Raw genomic sequence first — 21,927 nt, forward strand, 5'->3', positions numbered from 1 at the left:
CGGTGCCGCGTCAGGCGACCGCGCTGTAGCGCTCTTCCAGCGGCAGCTCAGCCATTACAACCCCAGCACCAGCTGGCGCTCCAGCTGCGGATTAACCAGCGTGACGTGCAGCCCCACCAGCCGCACACCGCGTCCGGCGCGGCGCTCGTCCCAGGCCTGACGCGCTACGGCGATCATGTCGTCTTTATTCAGCACCGGCCAGACATGCTCCTGGGTGGTGAGCTGAAAATCGTTGAATTTCAGCTTTACGCCCTGACGTGCAATCTGCTTATCCGGGCGGATCGCGCTGAGACGGCGATCGAGCTCGGCGTAAAGAAAATCAATAATCTCCAGGCACTGCTCCCAGTGATGGATGTCCTCGCCCAGCGTACGCTCGACGCCCAGCGATTTACGCTCGCGCTCCACCACCACGTCGCGATCGTCGATGCCGTTGCTGCGCTCCCACAGCACGCGGCCAAATTTTCCAAAGCGCTTCAGCAACTGCGCCAGATCGGCCTGTTGTACGTCAGCGCAGGTGCGCAGCCCCATCTCTTCGAGCTTTTTGGTGGCCACTTTGCCGACGCCGGGAATCTTGCTCAGCGGCAGCGTCAGCAGAAAGTCCGGCATCGCCTGCGGCGTGATCACATACTGGCCGTCTGGCTTGTTCATGTCTGAGGCGATTTTGGCGAGGAACTTGATCGGCGCAATGCCGGCGGACGCGGTCAGGCCGGTTTCACGCAGGATATCGGCGCGAATCGCCTGCGCCATCAGCGTGGCCGATCCCTGGCAGTGTTCACTGTCGGTGACGTCCAGGTAGGCTTCATCCAGCGACAATGGCTCAATCAGTGGCGTATAGCGGGTAAAGATGGCGCGAATCTGCTGCGAAGCTTCTTTATAGGCGTCAAAGCGGCCGGGCAGCAGTTTCAGATGGGGACAGAGGCGCAGCGCCGTGGCGGTCGGCATCGCGCTGCGCACACCGTATTTCCGCGCCGGATAGTTGGCGGTGCTGATCACCCCACGCTGCACGCGGCTGCCGCCGATGGCAATCGGGATATCACGTAATGAAGGATCGTCGCGCATTTCCACTGCCGCGAAAAAGCAGTCCATATCGACATGAATGATTTTGCGCATACGCCCCTCCGGATACTGGATAAGTATACAGCAGAGAAAAACAACGGCAATATTTGTGGCGCGTGCGATTAAAGTTTACAAATTTGTGGTCGTATTCCCTTTAGGATTGCACCATTTTCTCGGACTCCGGCTTGATTAAACGCCAGACAATGATAATGTTGCGCTGCGGTAGCGGATATTTCCGATAATGCAATACAGTGACGCACTGCGTCAGCGTTCCTCTTCACTTCAAGGTACACACAGAATGGGCAGAATCGCATTATTGTTTGCGATGATTCTTATGCCGCTCCTGAGCTGGGCAATGACGCCTGAGCCAATGCAGCCGCTGGCTCCGGTGAGCAAAGAGTTAAAGAAACAATTACTGGGTACACCGGTATTTATTCAGATCTTCAAGGAAGAGCGTACGCTGGAACTGTACGGCAAAATCGGTAATGAATATCGTCTGCTGGACAGCTATCGCATCTGTAACTTCTCCGGCGGCCTCGGGCCGAAACGTCGTCAGGGCGATTTTAAAAGTCCGGAAGGCTTTTATAACGTGAAGATGAATCAGCTTAAGCCGGACAGCCGTTTTTATCGCGCCATCAATACCGGATTCCCGAATCAGTACGATCGCGCCAAAGGCTATAACGGTAACTACCTGATGATTCACGGCGATTGCGTGTCCGTGGGCTGCTATGCCATGACCAACGCGTCGATGGATGAGATCTTCACCTATGTGAACGCCGCGCTGCGCAACGGTCAGCAGGATGTGCAGGTCAACATCTTCCCGTTCCGCATGACCGACAGCAACATGCAGCGTCATCGTTACTCGACTTACATCAGCTTCTGGCGTGAACTGCAGCCGGGCTATGCTTACTTCGCCAAATACCACGTGCCGCCAACGGTCAACGTGACGGCAACCGGTCAGTATGCGGTGAACAACACGCCGGTCATGACCACGCCGGAAGCGGCATCGAAATCATTCCTGGCGCTCACCCAGGTAAAATAATGCCCACTCACCTGGCACGATGCGGTGCCAGGTTTCATTACCGGTCAGCGGCTGCGTCGCAATCACCGTCACCACGTCTTTCGGCGTGGTCTGCTGCAGAAAATCAATCTCCACATCCTGATCGAGCAGCTTCGCTTTGCCAAACGGCGCGCGGCGCGTAATCCAGTACAGATTGGTTGAGCAGAAGGCCATTAAATAGCGTCCGTCAGACAGCAGCATATTGAATACGCCCTTCTGGCGCAGCTCCGTCGCCAGTTCCGCCACATAGCGAAACACCGCCGGCCAGTTGCCCGGCGTGCGCGGATAGCGCTCAGCCAGCTTATGCAGAATCCAGCAAAACGCCTTTTCGCTGTCGGTTTCGCCTACCGGACGGAAATGCCCGGTCTCCAGCTGGCGATAGCCCTTCAGCTGGCCGTTATGCGCGTAAGTCCAGTTGCGGCCCCACAGTTCGCGGGTAAACGGATGGGTATTTTCCAGTGACACCTGGCCGCGATTGGCCTGACGAATATGCGCCACCACCGAGTGCGACTTGATTGGATACTCCTGCACCAGGCGGGCAATCGGTGAGTTGTAGCTCGGCAGCGGATCTTTAAACGTGCGGCAGCCTTTATCTTCGTAAAAGGTGATACCCCAGCCATCTTTGTGCGGCCCGGTTGCACCGCCACGCTGCACCAGACCGGTAAAACTGAAACAGATATCCGTGGGGACATTGGCGCTCATCCCGAGCAATTCGCACATAGCAACCGCCTTATCAGAACCTCCCGCAGGCGCGGGAGGAGCACGTCATCACTTAACCATCTCTTTTTCGATTAACAGCATCAGGATGTGGATCACTTTGATGTGAATCTCCTGAATGCGATCGGCATAACCAAAGTGCGGCACGCGAATTTCGATATCGGCCGTACCGGCCATTTTGCCACCGTCTTTGCCGGTCAGGGTAATCACTTTCATGCCTTTGGCGCGCGCGGCTTCTACGGCTTTGATGATGTTGGCCGAGTTACCCGAAGTGGACAGCCCCAGCAGCACATCGCCCTCGCGCCCGACCGCCTCGATGTAGCGGGAGAACACGTAGTCGTAGCCAAAATCGTTGCTGACGCAGGAGAGATGGCTGACATCCGAAATGGCGATGGCCGGATAGCCAGGACGATTTTCGCGGTAGCGCCCGGTCAGCTCCTCAGCGAAGTGCATGGCATCGCAGTGCGAGCCGCCGTTGCCGCAGGAGAGCACTTTGCCACCGGCTTTGAAGCTGTCGGCCAGCAGCACGGCTGCGCGCTGAATGGCGTGAATGTTGGCTTCATCACTCAGGAACTTATTGAGCGTATCGGCGGCTTCATTGAGTTCTGAGCGAATAATGTCCTGATACATAGGGATGTCCTTTAGAGGAAAATTGACCCAGCAAGTTTAACGGAATGGACCAGAGCCGCAAAGCGCCCGCAGCAGGGAAAAGCGCGACGCCGCGCTGGCGTCCAATTGCCGGCGCGATTTTGTGAGTTCGGTTGTAATTGCGATGTAAACAGATTGATAAATTTCGTGCGCTGCTCTAAACCTTATCACTAACAGGTCAGACCTCTTACAACTTACGGAGCGGTTCATTATGTTGCTTGCCTCGATCATCGCGACGCTGGTGTTAATTAGCGCCCTCTTCTACCATCAGGTTTCACTGCGGCTCAGCAGTGCGATTGTGCTGCTGTGGACCGCGGCACTGGCCGCCACCGGCCTGTGGACGCCGTGGCTGCTGCTGCCGCTGGCCATTATTCTGCTGCCTTTCAACCTGCCGGCGATGCGCCGCAGCATGTTCTCTAAGCCGGCTCTGCACAGCTTCCAGAAGGTGATGCCGCCGATGTCGCGCACCGAAAAAGAGGCGATCGACGCCGGTACCACCTGGTGGGAAGGCGATCTGTTTCGCGGCAAACCGGACTGGCAGAAACTGCACAACTACCCGCAGCCGCGCCTGACCGAAGAGGAACAGGCGTTTCTGGATGGCCCGGTAGAAGAAGCCTGCCGCATGGCTAACGACTTCGAAATCACCCATGAAATGGCCGATCTGCCGCCGGAGCTGTGGGCTTACCTCAAGCAGCACCGCTTCTTTGCCATGATCATCAAAAAAGAGTACGGCGGTCTGGAGTTTTCCGCTTACGCGCAGGCGCGTGTGCTGCAAAAACTGGCAGGCGTGTCCGGGATCCTGGCGATCACCGTCGGCGTGCCGAACTCGCTGGGTCCGGGTGAACTGCTGCAGCATTACGGTACCGATGAGCAGAAAGATCACTACCTGCCACGCCTAGCGCGCGGCGATGAAATCCCCTGCTTTGCGCTGACCAGCCCGGAAGCGGGCTCCGACGCCGGTGCCATTCCGGATACCGGCGTGGTGTGCATGGGCGACTGGCAGGGCCAGCAGGTGCTGGGCATGCGCCTGACCTGGAACAAGCGCTACATTACCCTGGCGCCGATTGCCACCGTGCTCGGCCTCGCCTTTAAGCTCTCCGATCCCGATCATCTGCTGGGCGAAACCGAAGAGCTGGGCATTACCTGTGCGCTGATCCCGACCCATACGCCAGGCGTTGAGATTGGCAGACGTCATTTCCCGCTGAACGTGCCGTTCCAGAACGGGCCGACGCGCGGCAAAGATATCTTTGTGCCGATCGATTACATCATCGGCGGTCCGGCGATGGCCGGTCAGGGCTGGCGCATGCTGGTTGAGTGCCTGTCGGTAGGACGCGGCATTACCCTGCCGTCTAACGCCACCGGCAGCCTGAAAAGCCTGGCGCTGGCGACCGGTGCCTACGCGCACATTCGCCGCCAGTTCAAAGTCTCTATCGGTAAAATGGAAGGGATTGAGGAGCCGCTGGCGCGCATCGCCGGTAACGCTTACGTGATGGACGCGGCGGCGACGCTGATCACCAGCGGCATTATGCTGGGCGAAAAACCGGCGGTGCTGTCAGCGATTGTTAAATACCACTGCACCCATCGCGGCCAGCGCGCCATCATTGATGCAATGGATATCGCCGGCGGTAAAGGCATCATGCTTGGCGAGAATAACTTCCTGGCGCGTGCCTATCAGGGCGCCCCGATCGCCATCACCGTTGAGGGCGCGAACATCCTGACGCGCAGCATGATTATCTTTGGCCAGGGCGCAATCCGCTGCCACCCGTGGGTGCTGGAAGAGATGAACGCCGCCGCGAAGAACGATCTCGTCGCCTTTGACCGCGCGCTGTTCAGCCATATCGGCCACGTCGGCAGCAATAAAGTGCGCAGCCTGTGGCTTGGCCTGACCGGCGGCCGCACCAGCGCTACGCCAACCCGTGACGCAACCCGCCGCTACTATCAGCAGCTGAATCGCCTGAGCGCCAACCTTGCGCTGCTGTCGGATGTGTCGATGGCGGTGCTGGGCGGCAGCCTGAAACGTCGCGAACGTATTTCGGCACGCCTCGGCGATGTGCTGAGCCAGATGTATCTGGCATCCGCCACGCTGAAACGCTATGACGATGAAGGCCGCAACGAGGCGGATCTGCCGCTGGTGCACTGGGGCGTGCAGGATGCGCTGCATCAGGCGGAAGTGGCGATGGACGATCTGCTGCGCAACTTCCCGAATCGCCTGGTTGCGGGTGCGCTGCGGCTGGTGATTTTCGCCGGCGGCAAACACTGCCCGGCACCGTCCGATAAACTGGATCATAAACTGGCCAAAATGCTGCAGCTGCCGTCCGCAACCCGCACCCGTCTGGGCCGCGGCCAGTATCTGACGCCGAGTGAGCACAACCCGGCCGGTCAGCTGGAGCAGGCGCTGCAGGATGTGATGGCGGCAGAAGTGATTCACGATCGTCTGTGTCAGCAGCAGAAAAAACACTTCTCCTTCACCCGGCTGGATGCGCTGGCCCAGCGCGCACTGAAAGAAGGCTGGATTGACGAGAGTGAGGCGAAGGTGCTGACGCGGGCCGAAGCCAGCCGGCTGAAGGCCATCAACGTGGATGATTTTGCGCCCGAGGCGCTGGCGGTGGCCAAACCGGACAGCAAACCCAAACCGAGCGCCCGCCCCAGCGAAGCGGCGTAACCGTACAAAGCCTCCAGCCGGAGGCTTTTTTTATGGCCTGCGGCAGCGGATAAGCGCACTCAGCGTCGGTGCCAGCTACGTTTAGACGTCTAAGCGTCTCGATTGCCAAACGTTAACATCCTGTTTATAGTGGCTGCAGCACAAGGTTACTCCGCAACGACATTCGCGCTTAAGGCACCCGATAATGACGCAGCCCAACCTGATCCCCGAGAGCAAACTACCGGCGCTCGGCACCACCATTTTTACCCAAATGAGCGCCCTCGCCGCCCAGCACAACGCCATCAACCTGTCACAGGGCTTTCCCGATTTTGACGGTCCGCGCTATTTGCAGCAGCGCCTGGCACATCACGTCAGCGAAGGCGCTAACCAGTACGCGCCGATGATTGGTACCCTGCCGCTGCGCGAGGCAATCGCCGATAAAACCGCAGACATGTACGGTCATCGGCCGGATATCAACAGCGACATCACCGTGACGGCGGGCGCAACCGAAGCGCTGTATGCCGCGATCACCGCACTGGTGCGGCCGGGCGACGAGGTGATCTGCTTCGATCCCAGCTACGACAGCTATGCGCCGGCGGTTCAGCTGGCTGGCGGCGTGCTGAAACGCATCGCGCTGCAGCCGCCCGCTTTTCAGGTCGACTGGCAGGCCTTCAGCAGCCTGCTCAGCGCGCGCACCCGGCTGGTGATCGTCAACACGCCGCATAATCCGTCCGCCACCGTGTGGCACGCCAGCGACTACGCCGCGCTGTGGCAGGCGATCGCCGGACAGGAAATTTATGTGCTCAGCGATGAAGTCTATGAGCACATCTGTTTTGATGAGCAGGGCCATGCCAGCGTACTGGCACATGCCGACCTGCGTCAGCGCGCTATCGCAGTCTCATCCTTCGGCAAAACCTTTCATATGACCGGCTGGAAAGTGGGGTACTGCATCGCTCCGGCGGCGATCAGCGCCGAAATTCGCAAAGTGCATCAGTATCTCACCTTTTCAGTGAATACCCCGGCGCAGCTGGCGATTGCCGATATGCTGCGCCAGCAGCCGGACCATATTGATGCGCTGCCGGCATTCTATCGCGCCCGGCGTGACCGTCTGACGCAGGCGCTGGCCGCCAGCCGGTTTAAGGTGCTGCCCTGTGCCGGCACCTATTTCCTGCTGGTGGATTACAGCGCCATTTCCGATTTGGATGATGTCAGTTTCTGCCAGTGGTTAACCCGCGAAGTGGGCGTGGCGGCGATACCGCTGTCGGTGTTCTGCGCGGACCCTTTCCCGCACAAGCTCATTCGCCTGTGCTTTGCTAAACAGGAAGCGACGCTCGACGCCGCTGCGGAGCGTTTATGTCAGCTTTAAAACTTACCGTATTGCAGGAAACCCTGAGCTGGATGGATGGCGCAGCCAACCTGCGTCATTTCGATGAGGTGCTGCAGGGCTTGACGGGCCGCGATGTCATCCTGCTGCCGGAGATGTTTACCACCGGCTTCGCCATGGAGGCGGCGGCCAGTTCGCTGCCGCAGGATCAGGTGGTAGCGTGGCTGCACGGTCATGCCAAAGCCCTGAATGCCCTGGTCGGCGGCAGCGCGGCGATTCAGAGCGACCAGGGCGCGGTAAACCGTTTCCTGCTGGTGGAGCCCGACGGCACGCTGCACCAGTACGACAAACGCCACCTGTTCCGCATGGCCAGTGAGCACCAGCACTATGTACCCGGTGAAACGCGCGAGGTGTTCCACTGGCGCGGCTGGCGTATTCTGCCGCAGATTTGCTACGACCTGCGCTTCCCGGTGTTTTCGCGCAACCAGAATGATTACGATCTGGCGCTGTACGTTGCCAACTGGCCGGCACCGCGCGCGCTGCACTGGCAGGCGCTGCTGCTGGCGCGCGCCATTGAGAATCAGGCCTATGTAGCCGGGTGTAACCGCGTCGGCAGTGACGGCAATCAGCATCAATACAGCGGCGACAGCCGGATTATCTCGCCGCAGGGTGAGATCCTCGCGGCCGCTGAACCCTTCGCCCGCGCGCGCCTCGACGCCGAGTTATCACTGGAGGCGCTGCAGGACTATCGCGAGCGCTTCCCGGCCTGGCGCGACGCGGATGAATATACGCTGAAGTAATATTTTAGCCGCATCCCTGCGATGCGGCTTCCACATATCCTCCTGCCCTGTTGTTTCCTGTGTGGAAACATTCTATGTTGTGCGTTACAATGTTTCCACCCTGGAACAGTTCGAGGGAATGATGCACATTATCTCAGGGAAAGTGTTTAGCGAAGCGATTCAGGCCTCCAACAATCTGATTAAAGCCGTGCCGCTGCTGGGCGGAAGTCAGTCCAGAGCCGATTATGAACAGGCGCTTGAACTGGTGGAATACCTGGTTGAGCATCAGCCGGGGCATCCGCTGATCGAGATGCTGGCCGTTAAAGTCGCGAAGTATGAAGAAACCGCAGCGGAATTTGCCGCGTTTAATGCACGCACTCAGGCGCTGCCGGGTGGCGTGGCGCTGCTGCGGGTACTAATGGACCAGCACGGTCTGAATCAATCCTCTTTCGTGGCAGAAATCGGTCAGCGTTCGTATGTGAATCGCATTCTGAAAGGCGAGCGCAGATTAACGGATAAGCATAAGGCGGCGCTGGCGCGACGCTTTAATCTGCCGTTTGAGGCATTTCGTGAGGCATAAGCAGGAATGAGCCGCAGCGCATGACGCTGCGGCTCAGGGGATTACAGATCGAACCGGTCGAGGTTCATCACTTTGGTCCAGGCGGCCACGAAGTCGTTAACGAACTTCTGCTTCGCATCGCTGCTGGCGTAAACTTCCGCCAGCGCGCGCAGGATGGCGTTAGAACCAAACACCAGATCGGCGCGGGTGGCGCTGTACTTCACTTCTCCGCTCTGACGATCGCGGCCTTCGAACAGCTCAGCGCTCTCATCGGTGGCGCGCCATGCGGTGCGCATATCCAGCAGATTGATGAAGAAGTCGTTGCTCAGCACGCCCACGCGATCGGTAAACACGCCGTGCGCGCTGCCGTCGAAGTTGGTGCCCAGCACGCGCAGACCACCCAGCAGTACCGTCAGCTCTGGCGCGCTCAGCGTCAGCTGTTGCGCTTTGTCCAGCAGCAGGGTTTCGGTGGAAGAACCGCCCTGTACGCGGCGATAGTTACGGAAACCATCGGCCAGCGGCTGCAGTACGTTGAATGACTCGACATCCGTCTGGTCCTGACGCGCATCCACGCGGCCCGGCGTGAACGGCACCTGCACTGCGACACCTGCCGCTGCTGCCGCCTGCTCAATCCCGACGCTGCCCGCCAGCACAATCACATCCGCCAGCGATGCTTTACCTGACTCCTGCTGAATCTTCTGCAGCACCGGCAGCACATCGCGGGAGACGCTGGCGTTGACCGCCCAGCCGTTCTGCGGTGCCAGCGCCAGACGGGCACCGTTCGCGCCGCCGCGTTTATCGCCGCCACGGAAGGTGGAAGCAGACGCCCAGGCCGCAGAGACCAGCTGGCTGACGCTCAGACCCGAAGCAGCAATTTTTGCTTTCAGATCGGTGATGTCATCCGGCGTCGGCTGATGCGTGGCCTGCGGTAACGGATCCTGCCACAGCAGATCTTCCTTCGGCACTTCCGGACCGAGGTAGCGCGCTTTTGGCCCCATATCGCGGTGCGTCAGTTTAAACCAGGCACGGGCGAAGGCTTCGTTGAACGCCTGCGGATCGTTAAGGAAACGACGCGAAATCTTCCCGAACTCCGGATCGAAGCGCAGCGTCAGGTCGGTGACCAGCATGGTCGGCTTGCGTTTTTTCTCTGGATCGAACGGATCCGGGATAATCGCTTCGGCATCAACCGCTTCGAACTGAATCGCGCCCGCCGGGCTGTGCGTTTGTACCCACTCATATTTGAACAGGTTCTCGAAGAAGTAGTTGCTCCACTGCGTTGGGGTTTGCGTCCATACCACTTCCAGACCGGAAGTGATGGCATCTGCACCGGCACCGCTGCCGTAGCTGCTGTGCCAGCCCAGACCCTGCGCTTCCAGCGGCGAGGCTTCCGGATCGACGCCCACGTGGCTGGCCGCAGCGGCACCATGCGTTTTACCCAGCGTGTGACCGCCGGCAATCAGCGCGACGATCTCTTCATCGTTCATGCCCATGTTGCCAAAGGTAGCGCGAATCGCCGGGGCCGCCGAGCGCGGATCGCCGCTGGCTTCCGGACCTTCCGGGTTCACGTAGATCAGGCCCATTTCCGTCGCACCCAGCGGCGCGTTTGCCAGGCTTTCCGGATGGCGGTGTGCCAGCCATTCGGTCTCATGTCCCCAGTCCACGTCCATGTCCGGTTCCCAGACATCTTCACGACCGGCACCAAAGCCAAAGGTGCGGAAGCCGGCGTTTTCCAGCGACACGTTACCGGCAAGAATGTAGAGATCCGCCCAGGAGATTTTCTGGCCATACTTCTGTTTCACCGGCCACAGCAGACGACGTGCTTTGTCGAGGCTGACGTTATCCGGCCAGGAGTTGAGCGGCGCAAAGCGCTGCTGGCCACGTCCGGAACCGCCGCGACCGTCGATGGTGCGGTAGGTGCCGGCGCTGTGCCATGCCATACGGATAAACAAGCCGATGTAGCTGCCCCAGTCGGCTGGCCACCAGGATTGCGAGTCGGTCAGCAGCGCACGAATATCGGCTTTCAGCGCGGCGTAATCCAGCTTGCTGAACTCTTCACGGTAGTTGAAATTGTCACTGAGGGGGTTAGAACGGCTGGAATGCTGGTTTAACAGATCGACGCGCAGCATATTTGGCCACCAGTCGCGGTTAGTTGTCCCGCTTCCGGCGCCACGCGCTAAAACGCTTTTCTCTTCCGATGCTCCATGATGAAAGGGGCATTTTCCTGAGGCGGCTGCATTATCATTATTTTCGGGCGTGCTCATTTCTCGGCTCCATTGGCTTCACGTTGTCCGGTTAAGATAACCGCACCGTGTTGCAGAATATATTTGGATGGACCGAAGGTTTTGATAGTTACTGGCTTTCAAGCGCGAGGTTTGTGATAGAGAGCACGAATTTCAGCGGGCCTGAGAGGGTATGAAGCCGGTACTGCAAGTCGCACAAGATTCGTAGCGGCGCGATTCATCGCGCAATAAATTGCGCCGCTACCAAAACGCAACCGTTGTTAAGCGGATTTACAATTTAACAGACAAGCATTGCGCCATTTATGGCGACCTGGATCAACTCCCGCGGTAGGTCGACCACGACCACGGGGAAATGAGGAACGGCAGGTGATAATGGCTGCCGGCGGAGCCAATCACAAAATCAATCTGCGCGCTGACGTACAGCGCATCACGTCCGTCGGCGGCGAAATAGTCACCGATCTCCGCGGTTAAGCGATAGTGGCCCGGCGCCAGCGGTTCAGGCGTGAGATCTTTGATGCGCCCGTCGCTGTCGGTTTCGCCCTCGGCCACTGGCAGCCATCCCTCAGGGCTGTTCTGCTCCAGCGACATCGCGACGCCAATCGCCGGTTTGCCCAGCGCGGTGTCGAGAATATGGGTGGTGATGGTGCTCATGTAATGCTCTCCTTAAGCCGTAACAGGGTAATTTCCCGCAGCTGCGCCAGCGCTTCCTGCTGCTCGGTCTCTTCATCATTGTTGAGCCTGCGCTGCAATTCCGCCAGCATCTGTTCACCGCTGCGCCCTTTGGCGCGAATCAGAAACACCCGGCCGAAGCGCTGCTCATAGCGCTCATTACCGGCCAGCATCGCCAGCTGCAGCGCACCGTTAGCCTGCTGCATCGCTGCCTGTTCCTGCTGCGACAGCGCGGCCTCTTTACCCGCGCCCTTCGCTTTTTCGCCGATGCGCGGATGGGCGCTCAGCGCCTGCTGCAAGGCGTCGCCCTGCCACGCCAGCGCCAGCTGTTGCGCCGTGGTGTACAGCGCCGTCAGGCTGGCGAACGGCCGCGCCGCCACCAGCGCCTGCTGCCAGGCGGGAATCGCCACGCAGTGGGCAATCGCCGCCTGCGCCTGCGCGACGCTCGCCTGATTAAAATCGTTCAGATCCATTTCGCGGCTCCTTTAGCTGCGCGCCAGATCGCACACCGCCTGCAGATAGGCCTGCACGCCGAGCGCCACATCGGCCACCTGCACCGATTCCGCCGGATGATGGCTGATACCGCGATGGTTGCGCACAAACAGCATGCCCACCGGCCAGCGCTCAGCCATCGCGATCGCGTCGTGACCGGCTCCGCTCGGCAGCGCCAGACTGCGCCCCTGTACGGTTTCTACCGCATGGCTCAGCGCCTGCTGCAGCCGCGTATCACAGGCGGTGGCCGCGATGCGATAGTACTCGTTAGCGCTGAAGCTGAGCCCGCGCCGCAGCGCGATGGCTTCCGCCTGGGTCAGCAGGCTGGAAAGCAGACGTTCCAGCGGTTCATCCTGCGGTCCGCGCACGTCCAGCGACAGCTGCACCTCGCCGGGGATAACGTTAACGGCGCCCGGCAGACAGCTCAGCGTGCCCACTGTGGCCACCAGCTGCGCATCCTGATCCTGCGTGGCCTGTTCCACAAACACCATCCACTCTGCCGCTGCTGCCAGCGCGTCTTTGCGGTGCGTCATCGGCACCGTGCCGGCATGACCGGCCTCCCCGACAAAGCGGCAGTTAAGACGGCGCGCGCCGTTAATCGCCGTCACCACACCAAGCGCCAGATCGTCCTGTTCCAGACACGGTCCCTGCTCAATGTGCAGTTCGAGATAAGCCACAATGTCGCTCACCTCACGTGCCGCCTGCGGGATCAGCGCCGCGTCCAGGCCGAGGTCCTGCATCGCCTGCTCCACCGTAATACCGTTACCGTCCGGATGTGACACCCAGCTCACCGGCCAGCTGCCGGTGAGGCCGCGGCTGCCAAGCAGCGTGATGCCAAAGCGCGTGCCCTCTTCATCGCCGAAGCCGACAATTTCAATCGCCAGCGGCAGGCGCTGCTGATGGTCGTGCAGCCACTGCACGGTTTCGATGGCGCTGAGCACGCCCAGCATGCCGTCGTAACGTCCGGCGTTGCGCACGGTATCGAGGTGCGAGCCGAGCAGCAGCGCCGGTGCGCCAGGCTCCGCCGCTTCATAGCGACCGCAGATATTGCCGACCGCATCCTGCCAGGTGTGCATACCTGCCGCCTGCATCCACTCAGCGACGCGCGCGTTGGCGCGCACCTGCTCCGGCGACAGATAGACACGGGTCAGTCCCTCTTCGCTTTCACTGATTGCTGCCAGCGCGTCACAGCGCGCCATCACCCGCGCCGCCGCTGACTGCGCCTCATCGGCGCTCATCAGGCTATGACTCATGCGTGGCTCCCGTAGTGGTCCCAGGCAGCCTGCAGCGCCGCGCCCTGAGTGGTGCGGAAACCGACGTGATTCAGCACGGACTCCAGCGCGCTCAGCGTCAGCATCACGCAATCTTTGCGCGCGTTGTAGCCCATGGTGCCGATGCGCCACACTTTGCCGTGCAGCGGACCGAACGAGGTGCCAATCTCAATGCCGAAATCGTCCAGCATCAATTTGCGTACCTGGTCGCCGTTGATGCCCTGCGGGATCACCACGCCAAGCACGTTATTCATCTTGTGTCTGAGATCGCCAAAGGTTTCCAGCCCCATGCCCTGAATACCTTTCAGCAGCGCATCACCGTGCAGCTTGTGGCGCGCGATGCCGTTATCCAGCCCTTCCTGCAGGATCAGACGGGCACATTCGCGTGCGCCAAACAGCGCCGAGGTGGCTTCGGTATGATGGTTGAGCCGCTCCGGTCCCCAGTAATCCATGATCATGCCGAGATCGAAGTAGTTGGAGTAGATCATCTCGTCGTCGCCATCCTGATGTGCGTCGGTACGGATGCCCTGCTCCACGCACTTACGCTGACGGATCACCGCTTCCATTTGCGGGCTCAGGGTGATCGGCGAGGTGCCGGACGGACCACCGAGGCATTTCTGCATCCCGGCTGACACCGCATCCAGCCCCCAGGCATCGGTTTCCAGCGGGTTGCCGCCCAGCGATGCGGTGGCATCGGTGTACAACAGCACGCCGTACTGGCGGCAAATGGCGCCGAGCTGCTCCAGCGGTTGCAGCATGGTGGTTGAGGTATCGCCCTGCACCGTCAGCAGCAGGCGCGGTTTGACTTTTTTGATCGCATCTTCGATCTGATCCGGGGTAAATACCTCGCCCCACGGCACCTCGATGGTATGGACTTCCGCGCGGCAGCGACGGGCAATTTCGCACAGCAGATGGCCGAAGCGGCCGAACACCGGCACCAGCACTTTATCGCCCGGACGAATCGCCGACAGCAGGATGGCTTCGATACCGGCGCGTGAGGTGCCATCAATCAGCAGGGTCCAGCGGTTTTCAGTGCGGAATACGCCACGGTACAGCGCCATCACCTCGTTCATATAGTGCGTCATCGCCGGATCGTACTGCCCAAGCAGCTGGCTCGACATGGCGCGCAGCACGCGCGGGTCGGCGTTGATCGGGCCCGGTCCCATCAGCAGACGCTGTGGCGGATTGATTTGCGAGAACTGGCTGATATCCATGGGGGGTTCCTTATTGTTCGGTTACAGACGCACGGTGGAAATAAACTGCTTCAGCTCGGCGGTTTGTGGATTTGCAAACAGCGTTTTGCTGTCGCCCTGCTCCCACACGCGTCCCTGATGCATAAACACCACGCGGTCGCCCACGTCGCGGGCGAAGTTCATTTCATGGGTGACGAGAATCAGCGTCATGCCTTCGGCGGCCAGCTGCTCCAGCACTTTCAGTACTTCACCCACCAGCTCCGGATCGAGCGCCGAGGTGATTTCGTCACAGAGTAAAACTTTTGGCTGCATCGCCAGCGCACGGGCAATCGCCACGCGCTGCTGCTGACCGCCCGACAGGTTGGCCGGGTAGTAATTGAGACGTTCGCCGAGCCCGACTTTTTCCAGCATCTGCGTGGCCAGCGTGCGGCACTCCGCCTCGCTCTTTTTCAGCACGCGGCGCGGTGCCAGCATCACGTTTTCCAGCGCGGTCATGTGCGGAAACAGGTTAAAGTTCTGAAACACCATGCCCACCGAGCGGCTGATTTCACGCGCCTGCGATTCACGATCGGTAATCGTCATGCCGCCCAGTTTAATGCTGCCTTCCTGATAGCCTTCCAGCCCGTTCATGCAGCGCAGCAGGGTACTTTTACCGGAGCCGCTGCGGCCAATGATGGAGATCACTTCGCCGTTGTCGATATCCAGATCGACCCCTTTCAGTACGTGGTTATCACCGTAGTACTTCTGGACCTGATTAATGGTGATGAGCGGCATTGAATTTTTTCTCCAGGTACTGGCTGTAACGCGACAGCGGATAACACATCAGGAAGTAACCGAGCGCCACCAGGCCAAACACCTTGAAGGGCTGATACGTCACATTGTTGAGAATGGTGCCGGCTTTGGTCAGCTCGACAAAGCCGATAATCGACGCCAGCGCGGTGCCCTTGATCACCTGCACGGCAAAGCCAACGGTCGGCGCGATGGCGATGCGGATCGCCTGCGGTGCCACCACGCGATACAGCGTCTGGCCAAAGTTCAGTCCGAGGCAGCGCGACGCTTCCCACTGCCCTTTTGGCAGCGCGCGAATGCTGCCGTACCAGATATCCAGTAAAAACGCGCTGGTATACAGCGTCAGCGCCAGCGACGCTGCCGTCCAGGGCGCGACGTCGATGCCGAACAGGCCGACGCCGAAGAAAGCGAGAAACAGCTGCATCAGCAGCGGCGTGCCCTGAAACAGCTCGGTGTAGCAGCGGATCAGGCGGGTGAGCCAGCGACGCTGCAGCAGACGCAGAAACAGCAGCGGCAGTGTCACCAGCGTGCCGCCGAAAAAGGCCACCAGCGACAGCAAAATCGTCCAGCGCGCCGCCAGCAGCAGGTTGCGCAGGATGTCCCAGTCAGTAAACGTCGTCATGCCGGCTGCGCTCCAAACCATTTGCGACCCAGCGCCAGCAGCAGCTGACGCATGGCAATCGACAACGCCAGATAGATCAGCGTGGTCACCAGATAAACTTCAAAACTCAAAAAGGTGCGCGACTGAATCAGGTTGGCGGCAAACGTCAGCTCTTCGTACGAGACCTGCGACACCACCGACGAGCCGAGCATCACAATGATGCACTGGCTGACCAGCGCCGGATAAATGCGCTGCAGCGAGGGCGGCAGCACCACGCGGATGAAGGTTTGCGTGCGGCTCAGCCCGAGCACGCGCCCGGCTTCCCACTGCCCGCGCGGTGTCACCTGGATGCCGGCACGGATGATTTCAGTGCTGTAGGCGCCAAGGTTAATCAGCATCGCCAGCAATGCCGCTTCACCCGCCGTTAGTTTCAGACCGAGATTGGGCAGACCAAACACGATAAAAAACAGCTGTACCACAAACGGCGTGTTGCGAATCAACTCGACGTAGATGCCCCACAGGCGGCTGGCCCAGCCCGGTTTGCCGCTGCGCAGTGCCGCGCCGAGAATACCCAGTCCGACACCGCCCACCGTCGCCAGCACCGTAAGCTGCACCGTGACCCACAGTCCGGCCAGCAGCTCTGGCCAGTGCGGCCAGAGATCTGCAAAGTTAAGTTGCCCAATCATTGGCCGTTCCTGTTATGCGCCGAGGTTGGCAGGCAGCGGCGCTTTCAGCCACTCTTCCGACAGCTTGTTCAGCGTGCCGTCTTTAATACCCTGCTCAATCAGTGCGTTCACTTTCTCTTTCAGCGCCGGCTCATTCTTTTTCAGGCCGATAAAGCACGGTGAATCTTTCAGCATAAACTGCGGCACCGGGGCTTTTTCCGCGTTCTGGCGCGCAATCGCCGCGACCACCAGGTTTCCGGTGGCGACGTACTGCACCTGACCGGAGAGATAGGCGGACAGCGTGGTGTTGTTATCTTCGTAGCGCTTCACCTGAGCATCTTTCGGGGCGACATCGCTCAGCACCATGTCCTCTACCGCACCGCGCGTCACGCCAATCGATTTACCGCTCAGCGCCGCCGCATCTTTCAGCGTCTCGCCTTTCGGGCCGAACACGCCGAGGAAGAACGGCGCATAGGCGCGGCTGAAGTCGATCACTTTTTCGCGCTCGGCGTTTTTGCCCATGCTGGAGATCACCAGGTCGACCTTGTCGGTCTGCAGATACGGTACGCGGTTAGCGCTGGTCACCGGCACCAGCTGCAACTTCAGTTTCATCTGCTTCGCGAGGTATTTCGCCATGTCGATGTCATAGCCCTGCGGCTGCAAATCGGTACCGACCGAGCCAAACGGCGGGAAGTCCTGCGGCACCGCCACGCGAATCACGCCACGCTTCTGGATATCCTGCAGCTGATCGGCCATGGCGCTGCCTGCCTGCGCCAGCAGCAATGCTGCCCCTGCTACTGCCAGTAATACTTTGTTCATTATGCACCCCGGTGAGTTAATGGTGAAACAAAAGATTCTTGATAAATTGATTTGCAACTAATGTGCCAACCACAACGGGCAGCAAACGCAGCGGCTAAGCGGAGGATTTAAGGCGATTAAGGGCGCATCTTAACGGGGAGCACCCCGTTAGCAGACGCGATCAAAAAAGGTGCAAAGCACCAAAACGGTGCCCTTTAGCGGTGTTCCAGCTCGTCGAGCTGCTGGTAAAGATCGGCAATCTGATGAATGCGCTGACGCCCCTGCGACAGCATTTCGTGCAGTAGCGCGTTGGCCAGCAGGTTGATCAGGCTCATTGCCGAGGCGTAGCTGTCAAAGGCGGAAACGCTGTCGAGCGGTGCGCACAGCTGCCAGCGCGCCAGGGTGAGAATGCCCTGCGCCTGCGGTTCGCACAGCACCAGCACCGGGATGCCGCTCTGCTGCAGCTGCTGCATCAGTGGACGAATGATGCGTGGCCGGCGGCGAAACGCCATCACCACCACCACATCTTCCGGCGTCATGTCCACCAGCTCTTCGCCCAGCGTCTGGCCTGGCTGCGGCAACACCTGCACCTGAGCGCGCGCCTGCAGCAGCTGCTGACGCAGGTGCAGCGCCACCGGATACGCGTTGCGCATCCCAATGATGAACACCCGCCGTGCGGCGCCAAGCGCGGCAATCACCTCGCTAAACTGCCGGGCGTCAATGCTGTTGACCCACTGCGTCAGGTTCGCCATCTCCTGCTTGTAATGACGTGACAGCAGCGTGTTGCCCTGCACCGCATCGCGGTTATCGGTCAGCGGCATTCCGCTCTGGCGCAGGGTGCGCAGCTCATCACGCATGTCTTTGTATTTTTCATAGCCGAGGCGTTTGAACAGCCGGCTTACCGTGGCCTTTGATACGCCGCTGAGCCGCGCCAGCTCAGCGCTGTTATAGCTAATCAGATCATCAAAGTGGTCAAACACAAAGTCAGCAATGCGCTGCTCCTGCGGCGACAGTTGCGGATAGTGACTGCGAAGGCGTTCATCGAGCTGTTTCATCATCGGTCCTGTAACTTTCGTTTCATCACAAGCTAGCATAAATCGATCCAGGCTGGCGTAACACCAAAACTGGAACGGCTCTTGCTTTACCATTGGTACAGACTGGTAGCGGCGCAATTTGTTGCGCTTGTTTTCGCTATCCAGCGCGATAAACCGCGCCGCTACAAAAGAATAATCCGGGAACAGTTCACTATGATTCAAAGCAATATGGCCCCGATGGGCATGGCGGTGACGCCACATCACCTTGCCAGCGAAAGCGCACTGGCGGTTCTGCGTGAAGGCGGCAACGCGCTGGAAGCCATGGTGGCCGCCGCGGCGACCATTGCGGTGGTCTACCCACACATGAATGGTCTCGGCGGCGACGGCTTCTGGCTGGTGGTGCCGCCCGGTGGCGATCCGATTGCCATCGATGCCAGCGGCGCTGCCGGCTCGCTGGCGCACCCCGACTTCTATCACGGTGAGAGCCATATTCCGCATCGCGGCCCTAAAGCGGCACTGACGGTTGCCGGCACCGTCAGCGGCTGGCAGGAAGCGCTGACGCTGGCGCAGGAACTGGGCGCGACGCCGCTGCCGCTGAGTCGTTTGCTGCGCGATGCGATTCGCTATGCGGCCGATGGCATTCCGGTCACCGCCTCGCAGGCGGCAGCGACGGCGGCAAAACAGCATGAGCTGCAACATCAGCCCGGTTTTGCCGCCACCTTTCTGCCTGATGGCGCACCGCCCACCGCCGGCAGTCGTTTTACCCAGCCGGCGCTGGCGCAGACGCTGAGCGTGCTGAGCGAGCAAGGGCTGGAGAGCTTTTATCGCGGTGAGCTGGCGCACCATCTGGCGCGCGAAATGGGCGCGCTCGGCATGCCGATTACGCTGGACGATTTACACCGGCAGCGTGCCCGGCGCTGCACGCCGCTGCACCTCGCGCACAGCGAAGGCGATATCTGGAACATGACGCCGCCAACGCAGGGGCTGGTATCGCTGGCGATCCTCGGGATCACCGATCGTCTGGCGATGGCCGACGCCAGTGAAGCACAGACGGTGCACCGCATCGTTGAAGCCACCAAACAGGCCTTTGCCCTGCGTGATCAACACATCACCGATCCGCGTCACATGGCGATTGATGTGCAGTCGCTGCTGAATGCCGATCATCTCGGCACGCTGGCCGCGCAGGTGCAGGACGATCGCGCCGCGCCCTGGGGCACCGGACGCGGACCGGGCGATACCGTGTGGATGGGGGTGATGGACAGCAGCGGCCTGGCGGTCTCCTTTATCCAGAGCATTTACCACGAATTTGGCAGCGGCGTCGTGCTGCCCGGCACCGGTATTACCTGGCAAAACCGTGGCGCGGCGTTCAGCCTGCAGCCGGATCACCTGCTGACGCTGGCACCGGGCAAACAGCCGTTCCATACGCTCAATCCAGCGGCGGCACGTCTGAAAGATGGCCGCACGCTGGTGTACGGCTCAATGGGCGGTGATGGCCAGCCGCAAACCCAGGCGGCGATCTTTACCCGCTATGTCATTCAGGGCCAGCCGCTGCAGCAGGCGGTCAGCGCACCGCGCTGGCTGCTTGGCCGCACCTGGGGCCAATCCTCAGACTCCCTCAAGCTGGAGGCGCGCATCGCGCCTGAAACCGTGCAGCAACTGCGCGCGCTCGGTCATGAGGTCGAACTGCTGGCGGAATACAGTGAAGTGGTGGGCCACGCCGGTGCCATCGTCAGACACAACAATGGCATGCTGGAAGGCGCGTTTGATCCGCGCAGCAACGGCAGCGCTGCCGGTTTTTAACGGAGACAATCATGAGTGCACAACCGGACTGGGCAACCTATATCGCCCAAATGGAACAGATTCTGGCGCTGGAGCTGGACGACACGCGCCGCGCCGAACTGCTGACGCAGTTTAACCGTATCGCCTCGATGGCGCAGCCGCTGATGGCGCTGCCGCTGGACGATCGCCTGGAAGTGGCGGGAGTGTTTCATCCATGACGCTGGCAGCCTTATCGATTAGCCAGCTGCAGCAGGCACTGGCGCAGGGCGATCTCAGCGCGCGCGACATCGCACAGCAGACGCTGGCCGCCATTGAACAGCATAACCCGGCCATCAACGCCTGGACCGCCGTCACCGCGCAGCGCATGCTGCGGGAAGCCGATCGGCTGGATCAGCAGCGTCAGCGCGGTGAGCCGCTGCCGGCGCTGGCTGGCATTCCCTATGCGGTAAAAAACCTGTTTGACGTCGCCGGTCACAGCACGCTTGCCGGTGCCAGCCTGTTCAGCGAGCGGCCGGTGGCGCAGCAGGATGCGTGGGCGGTCTCTAAGCTGCAGCAGAGCGGCGCGCTGCTCTCCGGCATGCTGAATATGGACGCCTACGCTTACGGCTTTACCACTGAGAACACCCATTATGGTGCCACCCGCAACCCGCGCGATCTGTCGCGCGTGGCCGGCGGCTCATCTGGCGGTTCCGCGGCAGCCGTCGCTGCCGGGCTGGTGCACTTTTCACTCGGCACCGACACCAACGGCTCGATTCGCGTGCCTGCTTCGCTGTGCGGCATTTTCGGCCTGAAACCTACCTTTGGTCGTCTGTCGCGCAGCGGCAGCCATCCGTTTGTCGCCAGCCTCGATCACATCGGTCCGTTTGCCCGCTCGGTGGAAGATTTGAGTCTGGTCTACGATGCGCTGCAGGGCGGCGACGCCAGCGATGCGTTTCAGGCGGCGCGGCCTGCGGAACCGGTCAGTGACAGGCTCTCTGCTGGCAGCGAAAAGCTGCGCAGCGCGGTGCTGGGCGGCTTTTTTGCTGACTGGTGCAGCGATGAGGCGCGCGCGGCGGTGGCGGTGGCGGCCAGTGCGCTCGGCGCGACAGAAGAAGTGACGCTGCCCCAGGCCGAACTGGCGCGCTCGGCCGCGTTTATCATGACCGCCGCAGAAGGCGGCAATCATTATCTGCCGGCGCTGCGCACCCAGCCAGAACGCTTTGAGCCGAATTCACGCGAACGCCTGCTGGCTGGCGCGATGCTGCCCGCCGCGTGGTATGTGCAGGCCCAGCGTTTCCGCCGTCACTTCCAGCAGCAGGTGCTGCCGCTGTTCGACCATTATGACGTGCTGATCGCGCCGGCGACGCCCTGTACCGCCACCCTCATCGGCCAGGAAACCATTCACATCAACGGTCAGGATTTGCCGACACGCGCCAGCATGGGCATGCTGACGCAGCCGATTTCGTTCCTCGGCCTGCCGGTGTGTAGCGTACCGCTGCTCACCGCCAGCGGTTTGCCGATTGGCCTGCAGCTGATTGCCGCGCCGTTTAACGAACAGCTGGCGCTGCGCGCCGCCTGGGCACTGCAGCAGCAGGGTGTGACGCTGCCACAAACCTCTTTTATGGATGCCTGA

At 60.6% G+C, this 21,927-nt stretch carries 21 protein-coding genes; 8 read left to right on the forward strand and 13 right to left on the reverse strand.

Annotated elements, in window-relative coordinates; translation table 11 throughout:
- Nucleotides 1–54 precede the first annotated feature (54 nt).
- Nucleotides 55–1,110, reverse strand: coding sequence for a DNA polymerase IV (dinB, locus tag H7K56_RS06480; RefSeq protein WP_058758014.1), 1,056 nt, complete (start codon nucleotides 1,108–1,110; stop codon nucleotides 55–57).
- A gap of 244 nt (nucleotides 1,111–1,354) precedes the next feature.
- Here dinB and dpaA point away from each other — a divergent pair, with 244 nt between their 5' ends.
- Nucleotides 1,355–2,098 (forward strand): peptidoglycan meso-diaminopimelic acid protein amidase, encoded by a 744-nt coding sequence (dpaA, locus tag H7K56_RS06485; RefSeq protein WP_021507282.1) that lies wholly within the window; start codon nucleotides 1,355–1,357, stop codon nucleotides 2,096–2,098.
- Here the strand turns inward: dpaA and H7K56_RS06490 are convergent.
- Nucleotides 2,069–2,836, reverse strand: a complete 768-nt coding sequence (locus H7K56_RS06490; RefSeq protein WP_021507283.1) for a class II glutamine amidotransferase — start codon at nucleotides 2,834–2,836, stop codon at nucleotides 2,069–2,071. The genes dpaA and H7K56_RS06490 overlap by 30 nt on opposite strands.
- Nucleotides 2,837–2,884: 48 nt before the next feature.
- Nucleotides 2,885–3,463 (reverse strand): D-sedoheptulose 7-phosphate isomerase, encoded by a 579-nt coding sequence (gene lpcA, locus H7K56_RS06495; RefSeq protein WP_021507284.1) that lies wholly within the window; start codon nucleotides 3,461–3,463, stop codon nucleotides 2,885–2,887.
- A gap of 229 nt (nucleotides 3,464–3,692) precedes the next feature.
- Between lpcA and fadE the strand changes: the two genes are divergently transcribed.
- The 4 genes from fadE (at nucleotide 3,693) to H7K56_RS06515 (ending at nucleotide 8,805) form a co-directional block, all read left to right on the forward strand.
- Complete coding sequence (gene fadE / locus H7K56_RS06500) at nucleotides 3,693–6,143, forward strand: acyl-CoA dehydrogenase FadE (protein ID WP_058776018.1); 2,451 nt, start codon at nucleotides 3,693–3,695, stop codon at nucleotides 6,141–6,143.
- 184 nt (nucleotides 6,144–6,327) lie between these two features.
- Complete coding sequence (locus H7K56_RS06505) at nucleotides 6,328–7,488, forward strand: pyridoxal phosphate-dependent aminotransferase (RefSeq protein ID WP_088517008.1); 1,161 nt, start codon at nucleotides 6,328–6,330, stop codon at nucleotides 7,486–7,488.
- Nucleotides 7,476–8,246 (forward strand): amidohydrolase, encoded by a 771-nt coding sequence (locus H7K56_RS06510; protein WP_059010998.1) that lies wholly within the window; start codon nucleotides 7,476–7,478, stop codon nucleotides 8,244–8,246. The genes H7K56_RS06505 and H7K56_RS06510 overlap by 13 nt, the downstream gene beginning before the upstream one ends.
- Before the next feature lie 118 nt (nucleotides 8,247–8,364).
- A complete protein-coding gene (locus H7K56_RS06515) occupies nucleotides 8,365–8,805 on the forward strand; it encodes a helix-turn-helix domain-containing protein (protein ID WP_230201085.1) in 441 nt (146 codons plus the stop codon).
- 41 nt (nucleotides 8,806–8,846) lie between these two features.
- Here H7K56_RS06515 and katG read toward each other — a convergent pair whose 3' ends face one another.
- The 10 genes from katG to hpxU form a co-directional block, all read right to left on the reverse strand.
- Nucleotides 8,847–11,045 carry a catalase/peroxidase HPI gene (gene katG, locus H7K56_RS06520; protein WP_150361739.1) on the reverse strand — a complete coding sequence of 733 codons (2,199 nt, stop codon included), beginning with the start codon at nucleotides 11,043–11,045 and terminating at the stop codon, nucleotides 8,847–8,849.
- A gap of 294 nt (nucleotides 11,046–11,339) precedes the next feature.
- Nucleotides 11,340–11,675, reverse strand: a complete 336-nt coding sequence (gene uraH / locus H7K56_RS06525) for a hydroxyisourate hydrolase (RefSeq protein WP_021507290.1) — start codon at nucleotides 11,673–11,675, stop codon at nucleotides 11,340–11,342.
- Entirely contained in the window at nucleotides 11,672–12,166 is a 495-nt protein-coding gene (uraD, locus tag H7K56_RS06530; protein ID WP_182688969.1) for a 2-oxo-4-hydroxy-4-carboxy-5-ureidoimidazoline decarboxylase, read from the reverse strand. Before uraD ends, uraH begins: the two co-directional genes overlap by 4 nt.
- A gap of 12 nt (nucleotides 12,167–12,178) precedes the next feature.
- Nucleotides 12,179–13,438 (reverse strand): allantoate amidohydrolase, encoded by a 1,260-nt coding sequence (hpxK, locus tag H7K56_RS06535; RefSeq protein WP_150361877.1) that lies wholly within the window; start codon nucleotides 13,436–13,438, stop codon nucleotides 12,179–12,181.
- A complete protein-coding gene (gene pucG / locus H7K56_RS06540; RefSeq protein WP_021507293.1) occupies nucleotides 13,435–14,670 on the reverse strand; it encodes a (S)-ureidoglycine--glyoxylate transaminase in 1,236 nt (411 codons plus the stop codon). Before pucG ends, hpxK begins: the two co-directional genes overlap by 4 nt.
- 21 nt (nucleotides 14,671–14,691) lie before the next feature.
- The gene (locus H7K56_RS06545) at nucleotides 14,692–15,423 is read right to left on the reverse strand and encodes an amino acid ABC transporter ATP-binding protein (protein ID WP_021507294.1); all 732 of its coding nucleotides are present in this window, start codon (nucleotides 15,421–15,423) and stop codon (nucleotides 14,692–14,694) included.
- Nucleotides 15,404–16,060, reverse strand: coding sequence for an amino acid ABC transporter permease (locus H7K56_RS06550; protein ID WP_021507295.1), 657 nt, complete (start codon nucleotides 16,058–16,060; stop codon nucleotides 15,404–15,406). The genes H7K56_RS06545 and H7K56_RS06550 overlap by 20 nt, the downstream gene beginning before the upstream one ends.
- Nucleotides 16,057–16,725: an amino acid ABC transporter permease gene (locus H7K56_RS06555; protein WP_021507296.1), complete on the reverse strand. Its 669-nt coding sequence runs from the start codon at nucleotides 16,723–16,725 to the stop codon at nucleotides 16,057–16,059. The genes H7K56_RS06550 and H7K56_RS06555 overlap by 4 nt, the downstream gene beginning before the upstream one ends.
- A gap of 12 nt (nucleotides 16,726–16,737) precedes the next feature.
- Nucleotides 16,738–17,523 carry a transporter substrate-binding domain-containing protein gene (locus tag H7K56_RS06560; protein ID WP_031279673.1) on the reverse strand — a complete coding sequence of 262 codons (786 nt, stop codon included), beginning with the start codon at nucleotides 17,521–17,523 and terminating at the stop codon, nucleotides 16,738–16,740.
- 194 nt (nucleotides 17,524–17,717) lie between these two features.
- A complete protein-coding gene (gene hpxU / locus H7K56_RS06565) occupies nucleotides 17,718–18,557 on the reverse strand; it encodes a MurR/RpiR family transcriptional regulator HpxU (protein WP_021507298.1) in 840 nt (279 codons plus the stop codon).
- 192 nt (nucleotides 18,558–18,749) lie between these two features.
- Here hpxU and H7K56_RS06570 point away from each other — a divergent pair, with 192 nt between their 5' ends.
- The 3 genes from H7K56_RS06570 to H7K56_RS06580 are packed head-to-tail and all read left to right on the forward strand — an operon-like array spanning nucleotide 18,750 to nucleotide 21,927.
- The gene (locus H7K56_RS06570) at nucleotides 18,750–20,336 is read left to right on the forward strand and encodes a gamma-glutamyltransferase family protein (protein ID WP_150361878.1); all 1,587 of its coding nucleotides are present in this window, start codon (nucleotides 18,750–18,752) and stop codon (nucleotides 20,334–20,336) included.
- A gap of 11 nt (nucleotides 20,337–20,347) precedes the next feature.
- Nucleotides 20,348–20,533 carry an oxalurate catabolism protein HpxX gene (gene hpxX, locus H7K56_RS06575; protein WP_150361879.1) on the forward strand — a complete coding sequence of 62 codons (186 nt, stop codon included), beginning with the start codon at nucleotides 20,348–20,350 and terminating at the stop codon, nucleotides 20,531–20,533.
- A complete protein-coding gene (locus H7K56_RS06580) occupies nucleotides 20,530–21,927 on the forward strand; it encodes an AtzE family amidohydrolase (protein WP_150361880.1) in 1,398 nt (465 codons plus the stop codon). The genes hpxX and H7K56_RS06580 overlap by 4 nt, the downstream gene beginning before the upstream one ends.

It is taken from the genome of Pantoea dispersa (assembly GCF_014155765.1).
GTDB classification, from domain to species: domain Bacteria; phylum Pseudomonadota; class Gammaproteobacteria; order Enterobacterales; family Enterobacteriaceae; genus Pantoea; species Pantoea dispersa.